Genomic DNA, 15564 nt, shown 5'->3' with positions numbered 1-15564 from the left:
CGCCGACCGTAAGCGGCTCATAAAGACGGCGCTGACGCTCACCCGACCGCCCGGCGCCGAGCATGGGCGGCATGCTCGTGTCTCTTCGGAACCTGCTCGTCGTCCTCGCCGCCTCTGCCGCCGCCGTGCCCTGGCATCCGGGACCGGCCGCCGCCATCGCGTACGGCGACGACGCTCCCGACCGGGCCTACCGGTTCGCGGTGATGCTGACGATGACCGGGTTGCCGGCCGAGGGCGGCGGCACCCGGGACAGCTGGTGCTCCGGCGCCCTGATCGCGCCCCGCTGGGTGATCACGGCGGGTCACTGCTTCCGGGACGCGGGCGGGCGGCGGATCGGCCGTACCGTCGCCGAGCGGACCACCGCCATCGTCGGGCGCGCCGAACCGGGCGGTCCGGGCGGTCACGAGGTCGAGGTGGTCGACGCGGTGCAGGCCGAGGGCGCCGACGTGGCCCTGGCCGAGCTGGCCGAGGCGATCACCGACGTCCCGCCGATCCCGCTGGCCGACCGGGCGCCGCGGCCCGGTGAGGTGCTGCGGCTGGCCGGGTTCGGGCTGACCGGCGACGGCGACGGGACCCGGCCGCCGAAGGTGTTGCAGACCGGGACGTTCACCGTGGACGCGGTCGGCGACACGCTGATCGAGGCGTCCGGGCGCTCGCCGCGGGCGGACACCAGCCCGTGCCCGCACGACTCGGGCGGGCCGTACTTCCGCCAGGAGCCGGGCGGCCGGGTCACCCTGGTGGCGGTGGTCAGCTCCGGGCCGAGCTGCCCGCACACCGGCCCGGATTTCAGCGCCCGGGTCGACTCCCTCGCCGGCTGGGTGAACGAGAGCGTGGCAGCGAAGGACACGGGACCGGGTTCGACGGTCGTGCTGGGGGGCGTGGGCCTGGCCGCTGTGCTGGTGGGGGCGCTGGCCGTACGCCGGCGGTCACCTCGTGGGTGACATTCCTCGATGCGGCATGGGCCGTTCGGTGGTGCCGCCGTCGCCGGCAACCCCGTAAGTTACGAATCGTGGCAGCCCGGACGCATCGCCCCGCCCGCCCTTACCCGGCGGCCGCGGTGGGTTACGTGATTCTGGCCGTCGCCGTCATCGGCTCGGTGGCGGCCGGCGTGGGCCTGCTCGCGGCCCGCCTTCCCGGGGCCGGCGGGTCGTTCGCCGTCGCGCTCACCGCGACAGTCCTCTGCGGCTTGGTCAGCGGGGCTCTGGCCGGGCCTGGTCTGCGTCGCCGGATCGGGCAGGCGGCGACTCGGTCCCGGACCGGCCACGGGTCACCTTCTCCTTGAGGCTCGCGCCGAGGATGCCGAGCCCGCCACTGGTCAGTGCGGCGCCGGCCAGCATCATGGCCTCCTTGACCGTCATGGTCGGGTCGACGGTCCGCGCGACCAGGACGATCACCAGATAGAGCACCGCGACAGCTCCGCACGACACCAGAGTGATCGCGACGTTGACACCGTGGCGGGCCTGCTCCTCCCAGAGATGGCCCTGGACCCGCCGGTGCCGGTCGTGCGTGCTGGAGGTCAGGAAGAGCACCCGCTCCTCGTGGTGCCGCTGGTCGGCAGGCCCGGCGTCGGGCAGCGCCATGATCGGCGGGTCCGGGTTCGCACTGCGGGCCAGCTGGTCGGTGAGCGCCTCGTCGATGGCGGCCCGGACCTCGGGGGTCAACGCCTCGATGCCGTAGGCCGGCCAGGCGGGGCAGGACCGGAGCAGCACGTCGCGGACGATCGCCGGCGCCCGCTGGCGCAGCCCGGCACGCGCCGGCCCGTCGATGTCACGCCCGGCCAGGAAGTCGTCGACGAGCGCGGGGACAAGGCCGTCACAGAGGTGGATCACGTGGTGGACCAGCTCGACGCCCGCCGCGTGGGCGGTAGCGGTGATCACCGCGTCCTTGCGGAGCGCGAGGAAGGCGCGCTGGCGGGGGGTCAGCCACTCCATCGGCAAGCGCGCCGGCACCAGCAAAAGGTCGCGCGCCAGCTTCTGACGGTACTTCACGGTCACGGCCTGAAGTCCGTCGTCGATCAGCCGCTCCTTCGTCTCCAGCGGCTGGGGCGTGTCGCTTCGCATACCGGCCACCCTCGGTGTGCTTTCGCGCTATGCTACCCTCGTTGACTCAAGTTGTCTCAAGTAGATTAAAGTTTAGTCAACTTCAATCGATTCGAGACAACTCGAATCTACTCTGACCACTCGCTGTCAACAAGGCCTCACTTGAATCACGGGTAACAGAATCCGGGAGGTGGCGCTCGTGGCGACACCAGGTGCGATCCAGCTGGCTCAGCGGCTGCGCGGGCTCCGCGAGCAGGTCCGGCTCACCCAGAGCGAGCTAGCCGCGGTCTTCACCGAGGACGGCAAACAGGTCAGCGCCGCGGCGGTGTCCTCGTGGGAGCGTCCGAAGGAGCCGGTCCTGCTGCCGGAGAACCGGGCCGAGCCGTACGCCCGGTTGCACACGCTGACCGGCACGCCCCGGCGGCTGCTCCCCGCCTCCCGGCTCTCCCCCGAGCAGGAGCAGGAGCGCCGGCAGGTTCTCACCGAGCTGACCGAGCTGATCGACCAGGCCCGCGTCGGGCCGGCCCCCGCCGACGCGGCCCGTGCCGCCTCGCACCGCTCCTGGTTCTTCGCCGACGGCGGCCCGGTCGTGATCGTCGTGCCGGACGCCGGGCTGGCCGCGATCGGACCGTTCGCGGACGAGGCCCATCCGAACCACACCGCGGCTCATCAGTTCGCCGACCTGGACGCCCTGATCGAGTTGCACGGTCACATCCGGGCCGAGAACGACCCGACGCTTCCGGTGTTCTTCAAACCGGCGTCCAAGGTTGAGGCCGACGACCTCTCCGGGCACCTGGTCCTGATCGGTGGCATCGGCTGGAACCCGGTCACCCGCCGGCTGCTGCGGATGCTGGAGGAACTCCCGGTCCGGCAGATCGACACACCCGAGCTGACGACCGGAGAGATCTTCGCGGTCGGTCACGGCGCCGACGAGAGACGCTTCCTGCCGGTCTGGTCCGAGGGCGACGAGCAGACCCGTGAGCTGGAGGAGGACGTGGCGCTGCTGGCGCGGGTGCCCAACCCGTTCAACTCCAGCCGGACCCTGACGCTGTGCAACGGCATCCACAGCCGCGGCGTGCTGGGCGCCGTCCGCACGCTCACCGACGCTCAGGTGCGGGAGGCCAACGAGGCCTTCCTCGCCCGTCGCTTCCCGGAGAGCGTCTACGGCCTGCTGATCCGGGTGCCCGTCTTCCACGGCCGCGCCCTCTCCCCCGACCTGCAGGACCCCCGGAACATCCTCTTCACCTGGCCGGACGAGCCCGCCGTGGCGCCGAAATCCCGGAAGGACCGCTCATGAGCCGCGCTGGACAGCGGGCGCACCACAACCAGTTGCTCCGCCGCGTCGCCTGGGAGCCCGGCCTGCGCCCGAACGGCGGCCCGATCGAGGCCATCGTGGTGCCCGCCGCACGCCGGGCACACCGCCTGCGTACGGTCGCGGAGCTGGCCGCCGACTGCGGCGCCGTGCTGGTCGTCCTCGCCTCGCACGACTGCGACCTGGACAAGGCGGCGGCCGAGGTGGCCCGCATCCCCGGCTGCCGGGCGCTGCTCGCGGCGATCCCGGACGACGGGGCCGGCCGGCTCACCCCGGCCACCTCGGCGGAACGGTTCCGGGCGCTCAGCGCCGGCCGGTCGAGCAACCTCAGCCTGAAACGCAACCTCGGCCTGCTGCTCGCCCGTCACCTCGGCTGGCAGAAGATCATGTTCGTCGACGACGACATCATCCGGCTCACCCCGCACCTCGTCGCCCGGGTCGCGCACCATCTCGACGGGAACAGGTACGCCGGCCTGCGGACGGTCAGCTTCCCGGACAACTCGGTGGTCTGCCACGCCATCCGCGCGATCGGCCGGCCGCAGGGCATCTTCGTCAGCGGCGCCGCGCTGGGGGTGAACGTCGGGGCCGACCTGCTCGACGTCTTCCCGGACGCCTACAACGAGGACTGGTTCGCGCTCGCCGGTGAGGCCCGCCGCAACGGCGTCGCCGACGTGGGTGAGGTGCGGCAGCTGGAGTTCGATCCGTTCGACGATCCGCAGCGGGCCGCCTTCGAGGAGTTCGGGGATCTGGTCGCCGAGGGGCTCTACGGGCTCTTCAACGACGGGTTCGACGCGTCCCGGGCGACCGCCGACTACTGGGAGGGCTTCATCGAGGAGCGGGCGGAGCTGATCATGGACATCCGCCGGCAGCACGGCGCCCGGGAACACGTCCAGGCCGTGAAGTCGCTGAACGAGGCGCTGTACCAGCTCGACCGGATCCGGCCGGCGGACTGCGTCGCGTTCCTGCGGGCCTGGGCGGAGGACCAGACCGCGTTCGCCGCCCGGGCCCAGGACGCCCGCGAGAACCGGTGCGACTACCCGGAGGCCTTCACGGAACTCGGGATCACCCGATGGCGGGAGGCCAGCTTCGGGCACGCCCCGCTCAGTCTCGCGGGTGCCCGCCGTTGAATCGCAGCTGCTCCTCGACCCGGTTCAGGGCGGCGAGCCACTGGGTGACCTTGGTGGAGCGGAAACCCAGGGACGTGTACAGGCGCATCGCGGCGTCGTTCGGCTGGGCGACCCAGACGAAGATCTCGCCCCGGTCCGCCGGATGCTCGGTGATGAGCCGGCGGACCATGGCCGACGCCACTCCGCGCTGCCGATGGTCGCGCCGGGTCCAGACGGACTCGATGTAGGCGCCGGTCTCCGTCCAGGAGAGCCGGGCCAGCCCGACCGTCTCGTCGCCGGTCTCCGCCACCGCCCACCGGGCGGCTCGCCACGACAACCGCCAGCGCTGCTCGGACCAGGTCGACTCCGGCGGCCGGCCGGGCAGCAGAACGTCCGGGGCGTCGGCGAGCGCCTCCAGCCGGGCGGCACGGAGTCGTCGCCACTCGTCGGGGGCCAGCAACCGGTCCTCCGGTGACCTGCGTTCCCGGTCCACCATCCGTGCCCTCCCCGCCGCTGACCACATCGCCTGTCCTCAATGTGATACCTGCCCGGGGCGCGGTGACTCAACCGGTACGGCGGGTGATCCGGCGGATCAGGGCGTAGGTCACGGCCGCGCCGGCGATCCACGGGGCGGCCACGATGACCGGGTCGAGCGCGTGATGGGCCACGTCGGCGCGGTTCTGGCCGAGGCGGGAGCGCAGCCCGTGGCGGGACAGCTCCGCCCGTACCCCGGTCTGGGTGATCGGGTTGTCGGGATGACCGGTGGTGAACGATCGCAGCACGCTCTCGGCCACGTCGACCCGGTCGGCGGCGAGCAGCAGCAGCCAGTGGGCGGCCCGGCCCTCGCTGTACTTCGCGTAGGAGTACCGGCGGATCGCGCCGGACAGGCCACGCGGCGGGCAGGCCGTGCCGAAGACCGGCGTGACGAACTTGTGCTCGATCGACTTCTCCCGGGGCCACCGCTCGGGCTGCCGTTCCGGGAACTCCCAGTGCGCGCCGCTGAACTGCGGATCGAAGACCTCCTGCGGCACCGACGGGCGGTCCGCCGGGTCGAGGTCGGCGCCCCAGCCCGGGATGCGGGCGCGCAGCTCGTCGCTGGACTCGGCGAGCTTGGGCTTGTCCGGCGTGTACGCCATGATGTGCTCCCTACGCGGCGTTCGGGACGATGATCGGCTTGATGCAGCCGTCGAGTTTCGCCGAGAACATGTGGTAGCCCTCGGCGATGTGCTCCAGCGGGATCCGGTGCGTGACGATGTCGCTGGGCTTGAGGTAACCGTTGCGGACGTGCTCGAACAGCCGCGGCCACTGCCGTTTCACCGGGCACTGGTTCATTCGCAGGGTCAGCCCCTTGTTCACCGCGTCACCGAACTTCACCGCGCTGAACATCGGGCCGTAGGCGCCCATCACCGAGACCGTGCCGCCCTTGCGGACCGCGTCGATCGCCCAGTTCAGCGCGACCGGCGAGCCGCCCTGCAGCTTCAGCTTCGCGCCGGTGACGTGCTGGATCAGGTTGCCGTCGGCCTCGGCGCCGACCGCGTCGATCGCCACGTCGGCGCCCAGGTGATCGGTGATCTTCTTCATGTGGACGACGATGTCGTCGTACCGGGTGAAGTTGTAGGTCTCGGCGTGGGCGAACGTGCGCGCCTTCTCCAGGCGGTAGTCCAGGTGGTCGATGACGATCACCCGTCCGGCGCCCATCAGCCAGGCCGACTTCGCCGCGTAGAGGCCGACCGGCCCGGCGCCGAAGACCACCACCACGTCGCCCTCGACGATGCCGCCGAGCTGCGCCCCGAAGTACCCGGTGGCCAGGGCGTCGGTGAGCAGCACCGCGTCGTCGTCCTCCATCCACTCGGGGATCAGGCTCGGCCCGACGTCGGCGAACGGCACCCGGACGTACTCGGACTGGCCGCCGTCGTAGCCGCCGGAGGTGTGCGAATAGCCGTAGATGCCGCCGACCGCTGTCGCGTTCGGGTTGACGTTGTGGCAGTTGGAGTAGAGGCCGCGGGCACAGAAGAAACAGGTGCCGCAGAAGATGTTGAACGGGACCATCACCCGGTCGCCGGCCTTGAGCCGCTGCACCGAGGAGCCCACCTCGTCGACCACGCCGACGAACTCGTGGCCGAACGTCATGCCGACCCGGGTGTCCGGCATCATGCCGTGGTACAGGTGCAGGTCGGATCCGCAGATGGCGGCGCGGGTGACCCGTACGATCGCGTCGTTGGGGTGTTCGATGCGCGGCCGGTCCTTCTCCTCGACCCGCACGCGGTAGGGACCGCGGTAGACCATCGCTCTCATGCGGTACCGGCTACCCGGCGACGAACACTTAATGCATCGATGTTCAACAATGGGCTGCATGCGCGCCTACCGCGACCTGCTCGCCGTGCCCGAGGTGCCCCGGCTGCTCCTCGCGATCGTCACGACCCGGCTGGCCCCGCCGATGCTGACGCTCACGCTGCTGCTCGCGGTGGTCGACGCCGGCGGCTCCTACGCCTCCGCCGGTCTCGCCCTGACCGGTTACGCGGTCGCCGTCGCCGTCTGCGTGCCCTTCAGTTCGCGGCTGATCGACCGCTACCCGGCCCATCGCATCCTCCTGGCCCTGCTGACCACCAACCTCATCGGGTACGGGGTGACGGCCGCGGCCCTGCTCGACGGCCGGCCGGCCGGGGTGCTGATCGTCTGTGCCGCCGCGCTCGGCGTCACCGCGCCCCCGTGCGGACCCGTCGCCCGCGCCACCTGGCCGTCGCTGGTCGACGCCGGGCGGCTGCCGACCGCCTTCGCGCTCGACGGCGCGCTCAACGAGACGATGTACGTCTGCGGTCCCGTGCTGGTCTCCGCGCTGCTGCTGGTCACCCGCCCGATCGTGGTGCTCGGCGTGGTCGCGGCGATCCTGACCGCCGGTGTCCTGCTGCTCGTCGCCACGCCCGGCCTGCGGCGGCGTCCCCCGGCCCGCACCGGCGCCCGCCGTGACTATCTGGGCCCGCTCGCCACCGGCCAGGTACGGCTCATCCTCGCCGTCATCGTGCTGAGCGCGTTCACGTTCGGCGCCGTGACGGTCGGCGGGCCGGCCGCGGCCACCGGCGCCGGTCACCGGGACGTGGCCGGCGTGCTGGTCGCCGCGCTCTGCGTCGGCTCGGTGGTCAGCGCCCTGATCTACGGCAGCCGGCGCCGCCGGGGCGCGCCCGGCCCGCAGCTCGCGCTGACCCACGCGGCGGTGACGCTGGTGCTGCTCGCCGCCGGCGCGGCGCCGACGCTGGTGGCACTCGCCGTGCTGCTGCTCGCGGCCGGGATGGTGACCGGGCCGCAGGACACGCTGATCCAGGTGGTGCTCGGCGAGGCGGCGCCGGAGCGCTTCCGCACCGAGGCGTACGCCTGGATGGGCGCGTCGACGTGGGCGGGTTACGCGGTGGGCTCGGCGGCGGCCGGACAGCTGATCCACGTGACCGGGGAGGCGGGCGCCGCGTTCGTCGCGGCGGCAGCGGTGGCGCTGCTGGCAACGCCCCTGTCGCTGCTGGTCAGACCGGCGTCGGCTCCGGTCGATGTGGAGGCTGATTGATTTTTCGATGGTTGGGGTACAGCAGCGTCCGGCGGGAGAGGCCCGCCGACGGAACGGAGCACAGTCATGCTGGCACTCGGACTCATTCTTCTGCTGTTGGGCGTTCTCCTGAAGGTGTCGATCCTCTACACGATCGGCATCGTTCTTCTGGTGATCGGCGCGGTGCTCTGGATCCTCGGCGCTGTCGGCCGCCCGGTCGCCGGCCGAAAAGTATGGTTCTGACCTTCTCCCGGCGATGACCGCCTGACGGCGGCTACGAAAAGGGCGTCCCGCTTTCGCGGGCCGCCCTTTCGCCGGTCCGGATCCGATCAGGCCGGGTCCGGTTCGTCGAGCGTCCAGAGCCGTACCTGTTCGTCCGCGCCCGCGGTGATCAGGCGTTTGCCGTCCGGAGTGAACCGCAGCGCCCAGACCGGTCCGTCGTGGCCGGTCAGCGGCTTGCCCTCGAGCTTGCCGGTGGCGGCGTTCCACAGTCGAACCGTGCCGTCGTCGCTGCCGGTGGCCAGCAGGTTCCCGCCCGGGCTGAACCGCATGGCCCGCACCGGGCCGGTGTGACCGGTCAGCGGCGCGGTGGCCGGCCGCCGCGACGCGGTGTCCCACAGCTGCACGGTGTTGTCGCCGCCGGACGAGGTGGCCAGCAGCTTCCCGCCGGCGCTGAACGTCAGCGCGAACACCGGCGCCGAGCTGCTGACCAGCGGGTCGCCGTCGGGAGTGGCGGTCGCCGTGTCCCACAGCCGGATCGCCCGGCCGCCACCGGAGGTGGCCAGGAGCTCACCGCCGGGGGTGAAGCTCACCGCGAACACCGGGCCGGGACTGATCGACAGCGCCTTGCCGACCGGCCGGCCGGTGCGGGTGTGCCACAGCCGGACGGTGTTGTCGTCGTCGGTGTCGGTGGTCTTGTCGCTGCCCGTCGCGCCGGCCGTCACGAGCAGTTTGCCGTCCGGGCTGAAGACGACCGACCGTACCCCGCCGGTGTGACCGGTCAGGGTGCGTACCGGATCGCCGGAGGCGGCCTCCCACAGCCGGACCGTTCCGTCGTCACCGGCGGTGGCGAGCAGGCGCCCGGACGGGCTGAACGCCACCGAGCGGACCGGCGCGCCGTGGCCGGTCAGCGCCGGACCGGACCGTTCCCCGCTCGCGGCGTCCCAGATCGACGCCCCCCGGTCGCCGGCGACGGCCAGCCGCTTGCCGTCCGGGCTGAACACGACGGAGTGCAGCGGGCCGGCGTGGGCGGAGAACGACGTCCCGGCCGGGCGGCCGGTCGCCGTGTTCCACTGCTTCACCTTGCCGGTGCTCGCGGTGGCGAACACCTTGCCGTCCGGGCGCACCGCGATGATCCCGGCCGTGCCGGGCATGACGCTGCGGCCCGGCGCCGCGGCGAATCCCGCCGTGAGCCCGCCGGCCGGGGCCGCGGCGGATCCCGCCGTGAGCGCGCCGGCCGGGGCCGCGGCGGATCCCGCGATGAGCGTGGCTTGCTGGTCGGCCCGCGCGGCGGTGGAGGCGGCGGTCGAGGCGAGCAGCCCGATCATGGTCACCGCGGCGATCCGGCCGGCGCCGCGTCGGAGGGTGCTTTTGTCATCTCTCTCGGTAGTCACCCCGGCACCGTAACGATCATGCTCATCAGTGCCGGGGCCGTTCGCCGCGGTTCATCCGGCCGGGTGCAGCACGGCCCGCAGGGGTCAGCCCACCCGTTCGATGACCGCCCGCCTGATCAGGAACTTCCCGGGCTCGCGGACCTCCTCGAAGGCCGCGTTGTTGAGCAGGACGCAGCTGCCCGACGTGGTCGCCACGGTGACCGTGATGCTCTTGTTGTTGTCCAGGTTCGTCACCTTGAGCCGGGTACCGATCGGGAGGGTGCCGCTGGACGCGGCCGGGGCGCCGCCCTCACCGGAAAGGGTGACGGTCGAGCCGGCACAGACGACGTCGCCGCCCGCCGCCGGGGGCGCCTGCGTGGCCGGAGCCTCGGGCGCCCCTGCCTCGGGGGCCTCAGCCTCGGGCGCTTCAGCCTCGGGCGCCTCAGCCTCGGGGGCTTCGGTGGCCGGGGCCTCGGGGCGTGCGGTGGTCGGCTGGGCCACCGGGGTTCCGGCGCCGCCGCAGCCGCCCTGCGCCTTCTGCACGTTGATCAGGTCGATCACCTGCTGGCGGTTCTGCAGGATCGCCTCGGTCTGCGCGGTCGGGTCGGCCCGCTGCTCCGCCATGAACTGCTGGGTGGCACGGATCTGCTCGTCCAGCCCGTCACAGAAGGTGGAGGCGCTGCTCATCCCGGTGCCCACGGCGAGGCCACCACCGAGCACCACGGCCGCCACGGCCCCGATCACGATCTTGCGGTTACGTCCACTGAAGCCGCTGCCCGGCCGCCTGTAGGTGGGTCTCATGCCCACCTCTACGGAGATCGGTTCAGCACCGGACTGGACCGCAACCTTAAAGATCCTTAAATCCTCGTACGCGGGCCCCTCGCCGGGCGGGCCTGGCGGCGGGCCGATACGGTCGACGCATGCCGGGGAGCGCCATGATCATGTATGAGACCAGCAGTGACGGGATCACCCTGCGGGCCGCGCTGGCCGGGGAGCTGGACCTCGCGGACGCCGACGAGGTCCGGGACAACCTGGCGGCCGCCGCCCAGGCCTCCCCGTGCCGGTTCCTGCAGGTGGACGTCTCCCGGGTGACGCTGATCGACTCGTATGCGCTGGGCGCGCTGATCAGCGCCCGTAACTCGGCCGCGGCGGCCGGTGTCACGCTGACGCTGGTGAGCCCGTCGCCGCCGGTCGCCAAGGCAATCGCGGTGACCGGGCTGTCCGCCGCGTTCGGCCTGACCAGCTGATCAGCCGGGCCCCGGGCGTCACACCCGCGGCTTGGTCGCGAAGCGCATGCGGACGACGGTCCGCCCCGGTTCGGCGATCGCCGTCACCTCGTCGCAGAGCATCTCCACGATGGCCAGCCCGCGCCCCCGCTCGGCGTCGGCCGCCGGCATCGCGCGGGGGAACGCCGGCGGGGTCCCGCCGTCGGCCACCTCGCAGAACACCGAGCCGTTCTCCGCCCAGACCCGGACCTGCCCGCCGCCGGTGGTGTGCTGCAGCGTGTTGGTGACGAGTTCGCTGACCGCGATCGCCATGCCCTCCACGGCGGACTCGTCCAGGCCGGCCGATTGTGCCTGGTCGCGGACGTATCCCCGTACCGAAGGGAGGTCTTGGGGTTTGTGGTAATCCATGCTCATGACGGTGGTCGCAGCAGCTGCAGGACGCCGGTCATCTCCAGCACCATGGCGACCGTGCCGGTGGCGTTGACGACGTAGACGACACCGTCGCGGCGGCTCGCGGCTTGGCGGGCGGAGACCAGGGCGTGCAGGCCGCTGGAGTCGAGGAAGCGCACGGCAGCGAGGTCGACGGCGACCACCGGCGCGGCCTGCACCGCCGCCTCCAGGACCGTGGTCATCTCGTCGCGATGGCGCAGATCGCACTCACCCGCCACGGACACGACGATCCGGCCCGCCTGGGTGGCGGTGCGTATCTGGAAGTCCGACATGGTCCGCCGCAAGACCTTCCCCGAGAGTCACGCTGCCGCTCAGCCCTGCCAGCATCGGCGGCAGCCGTCACCGCTGTCAACCGCGGTCGGCCGCCGCGGTGAACTGAACACACAGGATCGCGGTGTCGTCGCCGAGCGTCCGATCGCCGACCATGTGCCGCATGAGGTGCGGCCGCAGCGCGTGCGCGTCGCCGGAACCGTGCCGCCCGGCCGCGTCGGCGAGCCGCTGCATGGACGCGGCGATGTGCTGGCCGTGCCGTTCCACCAGACCGTCGGTGTACCAGACCACGACGGCCTGCTCCGCCAGCACGCACTCGGCGTGCTCCCGGGCGGTGGCGCCGACGCCGAGTGGCAGCGACCGGCCGCCCCACAGGAACTGCGCGTCGTTGCCGGTGACCAGCAGCGGCGGCGGATGCCCGGCGCAGGCGAACCGCAGCAGCCGGGTCACCGGGTCGTAGTCGGCGAACCCGACGGTGGTCATCATCGAGTCGGGGATGACCGCACTGGCCCGGTCGAGGTCCTCGAGCACCTGAGCGGGGTGCCGGGCGGTCTGGGCGACGAAGCGCAGCGCCGCCTGCAGGCGGGCCATCGCCGCCGCCGCCGTCACGTGGTGACCGACCACGTCACCGACGGCGAACCCGATCCGGCCGCCGGGCAGGGCGAACACGTCGTACCAGTCGCCGCCCACCTGGGAGGCGAGGTCGGCGGGCCGGTAGTCGGCGCTGACTCGCACGCCGGGCAGCCCGTCCGCCGCGACCGCCGGCAGCAGGGCCTGCTGCAGCTGGTGCGCGGCGCTGATCTCCTGCTCGTAGGTCTGCGCCCGGCGCAGAGCCTGGCCGCTGAGGCTGGCCAGCGCGTCGGCGAAGGAGAGCACGTCCGCGTCGACGCCGTGCTCGCGGAGGAAGCCGAACGTCAGCGCCCCGAGCGGCGTGCCGTCGTCACCGGGGATCGGCACGCACAGCCCACTGTGGATGCCGAGCGCGGCAAAGTCCTGCGCCAGCTCGGGGAACGCGGCCTCGATCTCCTCGCGGGTCTGGTGCAGCACCGGCCGCCCCAGCCGGATCGCGGCGGTGTGCGGCGTGTCCGCGTCCAGAGTGCCGGGCACCCCGGCCGGCCGGCCACCGGTGGTCCAGACCCGCAGCCCGGCGCCGTCGGGCGCCAGGATCGCGGCGCTGCCCTGGTCGGCGGCGAGACCGATGCCCTCCCGGACGATGGCCTGCGCGATCGCCTCCGAGGTGGCCGCCTTCGCCAGGTCGGTGGTCAGCACCTGCAACGCGTGCAGCCGCAGCCGGGCCTCCCGTTCCAGCGAGGTGTCCCGGCGGGCGAGGTCACGCTCGGCCACACCGACGGCCAGCAGCAGGGCGCCGAGGATCGTGGTGACCAGGAAGACCTGCAGCGTCAGGGTCCGCCACTGGTCGGAGGTGCCGACCGCCGCCCACGGGCCGTGACCGGTGCTGGTCATCAGGTTCGCGGTCACGGTGGTCGCCAGCGCCGCGGTCATGGTGACCGGCAGCGGCTGGGTGAACGCCAGCGCGAACAGCACCGGAACGCACAGGTAGAAGAGCGGCACGTGCTGCGGCCAGAAACCGGCGACCGTGGCGAGCACCGCCGACGCCACCCACAGCGGCCATCGCGCGCCGACCGGGCGGCCGTGGCGGCTGTGCCACCAGGCCAGCACGCACCCGCCGACGACCAGCACACCGGTGGCGTCACCCGCCCAGAACGACACCACCGACGTCGGCCACGGCTGGCCGGCGCTGAGCGCGAGCATGGTGGCGCCGATCAGGCCGCCGGCCGCCGGACCCGCGCCGACACAGCAGGCCAGGAACGCGACCAGGTGGTCGCGGCGCAACAGGTCGACGTCGCCGCGCACGTACCGCCGCAGCAGCAGCGCACCGATCAGCGGTTCCACGGTGTTCGCCAGCGCGAACCCCCACACCCAGCGCGGCGACATGCCGTGCGACACGTCCACCACGACCTCGGCGACCGCCACCGCGATCAGGATCCAGGGCCATCGGGTACGGGGATTGAGCAGCAACGCGGACAGCGTGATCCCGGCCGGCAGGAACAGCACGACGATCGACGGCGCCCCGAAGCCGAGGAAGGCCAGGGACGCGCCGGCGGCGTAGAGGGCCACGACGAGGCAGAGCACCCGCCACAGCGGCCACGTGCCGTCGCCGGCCGCCGGGCGGTCCACATCGGACAGGCGGTCGGGGCCGTAGGACGCCGGAGCAGACATGACTGGTCCACGCTACGTGAGCCGGTTCGCCCCGGGGTACCCACGAACGGGTCCCCGGGGCGTGCCGGGCGGTCAGGACCGGGCGGCCCGCAGGATCAGGTCGGTCACCTGAGCGGGGTGGGCGACCATCGCGGCGTGCGAGCTGTGGATCTCCACGGTGCGGCCCTTCGCGGCCCGCGCGGCCATCGCCTTCTCGGCGACCGGCGGGATGGTCTTGTCGTCGAGCGAGACCAGGTAGTACGCCGGGATGCTCTTCCACGCCGGGACGCCGGTCTCGCCGGCGAACGCCGCCGACGACAGCGGCCGCTGCTGGGTGGCCATCAGCTTCGTCTCGTTCAGCGGGGCGTCCGCGGCGAACAGCTTCGGGAACCAGGCCGGGTCCACCGTGGTGTCGACCGCGCCCGTCGCGTTCGGGTACGGCCGCTTGATCAGGTGCGAGACCAGCACCGAGTTGTCCCCACCGGCCAGCGCGCCGGCCTCGGCGATCGTCTCGCCCTGGTCCGGCGCGTACGCCGAGATGTAGACCAGCGACGTCACGTTCGGGTTGCCGGTCGCCGCGTTGGTGATGACCGCGCCGCCGTAGGAGTGGCCGACCAGCACGATCGGGCCGCTGATCGTGGCGAGGAAGCTCTTCAGGTAGGCGGAGTCCTCGTCCAGGCTGCGCAGCAGGTTCGGCGGGGCGATGACGGTGTAGCCCTTGGCCTGGAGCCGCCGGGTGACGGCGTTCCAGCCGGAGGCGTCGGCCCAGGCACCGTGGACCAGCACGACGGTGGGCTTGACGGCGTGGTTGCTCTTCGCTGCGGCGGTCGTGGCCGGGGTGCTGGTCGTGGCCGGGGTGCTGGCGTTCGCGCCGGCCGGGATGAGGGCGAGGGTGGAGGCGGCGAGGACACCGGCGAGGGCGATCCGAGACGTACGAATGTTCATGATAAATCTCCTTAAAGAGGGTTCAGCTGAGCCAGAACGCGAGCAGGTCCTTGTCGAGCGCCCGCTGGTAACTGCCGGCGATGCCGTGCGGCGCGCCGGGATAGACCTTGAGGGTGCCGTCCTTGACCAGCTCGATGGACTTGTACGCCGCGTCCGCGATCGGCACGATCTGGTCGTCGTCGCCCTGGGCGATCAGGACCGGCACGTCCAGCGCGGCCAGGTCCGCGGAGAAGTCGGTCTCCGAGAAGGCCTTGACGCAGTCGTGGACCGCGGCGAACCCGGCCTGCATGCCGAGCCGCCAGAACTGGTCGCGCTGGCCCTGCGACACCGTCGAGCCGGGCCGGTTGGTGCCGAAGAACTGCGCGGACAGGTCTCGGAAGAACTGCGACCGGTCGGCGAGGACCCCGTCGCGGATGCTGTCGAAGACCTCGATCGGCGTGCCCTCGGGGTTGGTATCCGACCGGACCATGATCGGTGGAACCGCCCCGACTGTGGCGATCTTGGCGACCCGGCCCCGGCCGTACCTGGCCGCGTACCGGACGACCTCGCCACCGCCGGTGGAGTGCCCGACCAGGATGATGTTCTCCAGGTTCAGGTCACGAACCAGCGCGGCGAGATCCGCGGCGTACGTGTCCATGTCGTTGCCGGACCAGGTCGGGGTGGACCGGCCGTGACCGCGTCGGTCGTGGGCGATGGCCCGGAACCCGTTGTCCGCGGCGAGCTTCATCTCGACGTCCCACGCGTCGCCGCTCAGCGGCCAGCCGTGGCTGAAGATGATCGGCTGCCCGTCCGGGTTGCCCCAGTCCTTGTAGAAGATCTCGGTTCCGTCGTCAGTGGTGAGGAATGGCATCGGCGCTCCTTTCACCACCGAG

The 15564-nt window shown here is 72.3% G+C and carries 17 protein-coding genes; 6 read left to right on the top strand and 11 right to left on the bottom strand.

The features are described from left to right. Nucleotides 1-71: 71 nt before the first annotated feature. Nucleotides 72-941, top strand: a complete 870-nt coding sequence (locus tag AMIS_RS15670) for a S1 family peptidase (protein WP_157434881.1) — start codon at nucleotides 72-74, stop codon at nucleotides 939-941. A 249-nt stretch (nucleotides 942-1190) separates the two neighbouring features. Here AMIS_RS15670 and AMIS_RS15665 read toward each other — a convergent pair whose 3' ends face one another. After that, complete coding sequence (locus tag AMIS_RS15665; protein ID WP_014443303.1) at nucleotides 1191-2060, bottom strand: hypothetical protein; 870 nt, start codon at nucleotides 2058-2060, stop codon at nucleotides 1191-1193. A gap of 178 nt (nucleotides 2061-2238) precedes the next feature. Here AMIS_RS15665 and AMIS_RS15660 point away from each other — a divergent pair, with 178 nt between their 5' ends. Next, nucleotides 2239-3336: a transcriptional regulator gene (locus AMIS_RS15660; protein WP_063711217.1), complete on the top strand. Its 1098-nt coding sequence runs from the start codon at nucleotides 2239-2241 to the stop codon at nucleotides 3334-3336. Continuing rightward, nucleotides 3333-4478 (top strand): hypothetical protein, encoded by a 1146-nt coding sequence (locus AMIS_RS15655; protein ID WP_014443301.1) that lies wholly within the window; start codon nucleotides 3333-3335, stop codon nucleotides 4476-4478. Before AMIS_RS15660 ends, AMIS_RS15655 begins: the two co-directional genes overlap by 4 nt. On the opposite strand, the gene AMIS_RS15650 is transcribed toward AMIS_RS15655, so the two are convergent. The 3 genes from AMIS_RS15650 to AMIS_RS15640 form a co-directional block, all read right to left on the bottom strand. Further along, on the bottom strand, nucleotides 4453-4953 hold the full coding sequence (locus AMIS_RS15650) for a GNAT family N-acetyltransferase (protein ID WP_014443300.1): 501 nt from the start codon (nucleotides 4951-4953) through the stop codon (nucleotides 4453-4455). The genes AMIS_RS15655 and AMIS_RS15650 overlap by 26 nt on opposite strands. Before the next feature lie 67 nt (nucleotides 4954-5020). Continuing rightward, nucleotides 5021-5593 carry a hypothetical protein gene (locus AMIS_RS15645; protein ID WP_014443299.1) on the bottom strand — a complete coding sequence of 191 codons (573 nt, stop codon included), beginning with the start codon at nucleotides 5591-5593 and terminating at the stop codon, nucleotides 5021-5023. 10 nt (nucleotides 5594-5603) lie between these two features. Then, complete coding sequence (locus tag AMIS_RS15640) at nucleotides 5604-6752, bottom strand: zinc-dependent alcohol dehydrogenase (protein ID WP_014443298.1); 1149 nt, start codon at nucleotides 6750-6752, stop codon at nucleotides 5604-5606. A 58-nt stretch (nucleotides 6753-6810) separates the two neighbouring features. Here AMIS_RS15640 and AMIS_RS15635 point away from each other — a divergent pair, with 58 nt between their 5' ends. Both AMIS_RS15635 and AMIS_RS43375 read left to right on the top strand, forming a co-directional pair. Continuing rightward, on the top strand, nucleotides 6811-8010 hold the full coding sequence (locus AMIS_RS15635) for an MFS transporter (RefSeq protein WP_014443297.1): 1200 nt from the start codon (nucleotides 6811-6813) through the stop codon (nucleotides 8008-8010). 66 nt (nucleotides 8011-8076) lie between these two features. After that, on the top strand, nucleotides 8077-8232 hold the full coding sequence (locus AMIS_RS43375) for a hypothetical protein (protein WP_014443296.1): 156 nt from the start codon (nucleotides 8077-8079) through the stop codon (nucleotides 8230-8232). An 86-nt stretch (nucleotides 8233-8318) separates the two neighbouring features. On the opposite strand, the gene AMIS_RS15630 is transcribed toward AMIS_RS43375, so the two are convergent. Together AMIS_RS15630 and AMIS_RS15625 are read right to left on the bottom strand one after the other, a co-directional pair. After that, entirely contained in the window at nucleotides 8319-9602 is a 1284-nt protein-coding gene (locus tag AMIS_RS15630) for a WD40 repeat domain-containing protein (RefSeq protein WP_231859315.1), read from the bottom strand. A gap of 84 nt (nucleotides 9603-9686) precedes the next feature. Further along, nucleotides 9687-10382 carry a hypothetical protein gene (locus AMIS_RS15625; protein ID WP_014443294.1) on the bottom strand — a complete coding sequence of 232 codons (696 nt, stop codon included), beginning with the start codon at nucleotides 10380-10382 and terminating at the stop codon, nucleotides 9687-9689. A gap of 119 nt (nucleotides 10383-10501) precedes the next feature. Between AMIS_RS15625 and AMIS_RS15620 the strand changes: the two genes are divergently transcribed. Beyond that, nucleotides 10502-10828, top strand: a complete 327-nt coding sequence (locus AMIS_RS15620) for an STAS domain-containing protein (protein ID WP_014443293.1) — start codon at nucleotides 10502-10504, stop codon at nucleotides 10826-10828. An 18-nt stretch (nucleotides 10829-10846) separates the two neighbouring features. Here AMIS_RS15620 and AMIS_RS15615 read toward each other — a convergent pair whose 3' ends face one another. From AMIS_RS15615 to AMIS_RS15595, 5 genes are all read right to left on the bottom strand, one after another. Then, a complete protein-coding gene (locus AMIS_RS15615) occupies nucleotides 10847-11215 on the bottom strand; it encodes an ATP-binding protein (protein ID WP_231859314.1) in 369 nt (122 codons plus the stop codon). Between the two features lie 2 nt (nucleotides 11216-11217). Continuing rightward, entirely contained in the window at nucleotides 11218-11529 is a 312-nt protein-coding gene (locus tag AMIS_RS15610; RefSeq protein WP_014443291.1) for an STAS domain-containing protein, read from the bottom strand. Between the two features lie 76 nt (nucleotides 11530-11605). Further along, complete coding sequence (locus AMIS_RS15605) at nucleotides 11606-13768, bottom strand: SpoIIE family protein phosphatase (protein WP_014443290.1); 2163 nt, start codon at nucleotides 13766-13768, stop codon at nucleotides 11606-11608. 72 nt (nucleotides 13769-13840) lie between these two features. Further along, on the bottom strand, nucleotides 13841-14692 hold the full coding sequence (locus tag AMIS_RS15600; protein WP_014443289.1) for an alpha/beta fold hydrolase: 852 nt from the start codon (nucleotides 14690-14692) through the stop codon (nucleotides 13841-13843). A 22-nt stretch (nucleotides 14693-14714) separates the two neighbouring features. After that, the gene (locus AMIS_RS15595) at nucleotides 14715-15542 is read right to left on the bottom strand and encodes an alpha/beta fold hydrolase (protein WP_014443288.1); all 828 of its coding nucleotides are present in this window, start codon (nucleotides 15540-15542) and stop codon (nucleotides 14715-14717) included. Nucleotides 15543-15564: the final 22 nt, after the last annotated feature.

The sequence above is a fragment of the Actinoplanes missouriensis 431 genome, assembly GCF_000284295.1.
GTDB classification, from domain to species: domain Bacteria; phylum Actinomycetota; class Actinomycetes; order Mycobacteriales; family Micromonosporaceae; genus Actinoplanes; species Actinoplanes missouriensis.
Note: the sequence above shows the minus strand (reverse complement) of the source record. Positions and strands in the feature narration are given on the sequence as shown.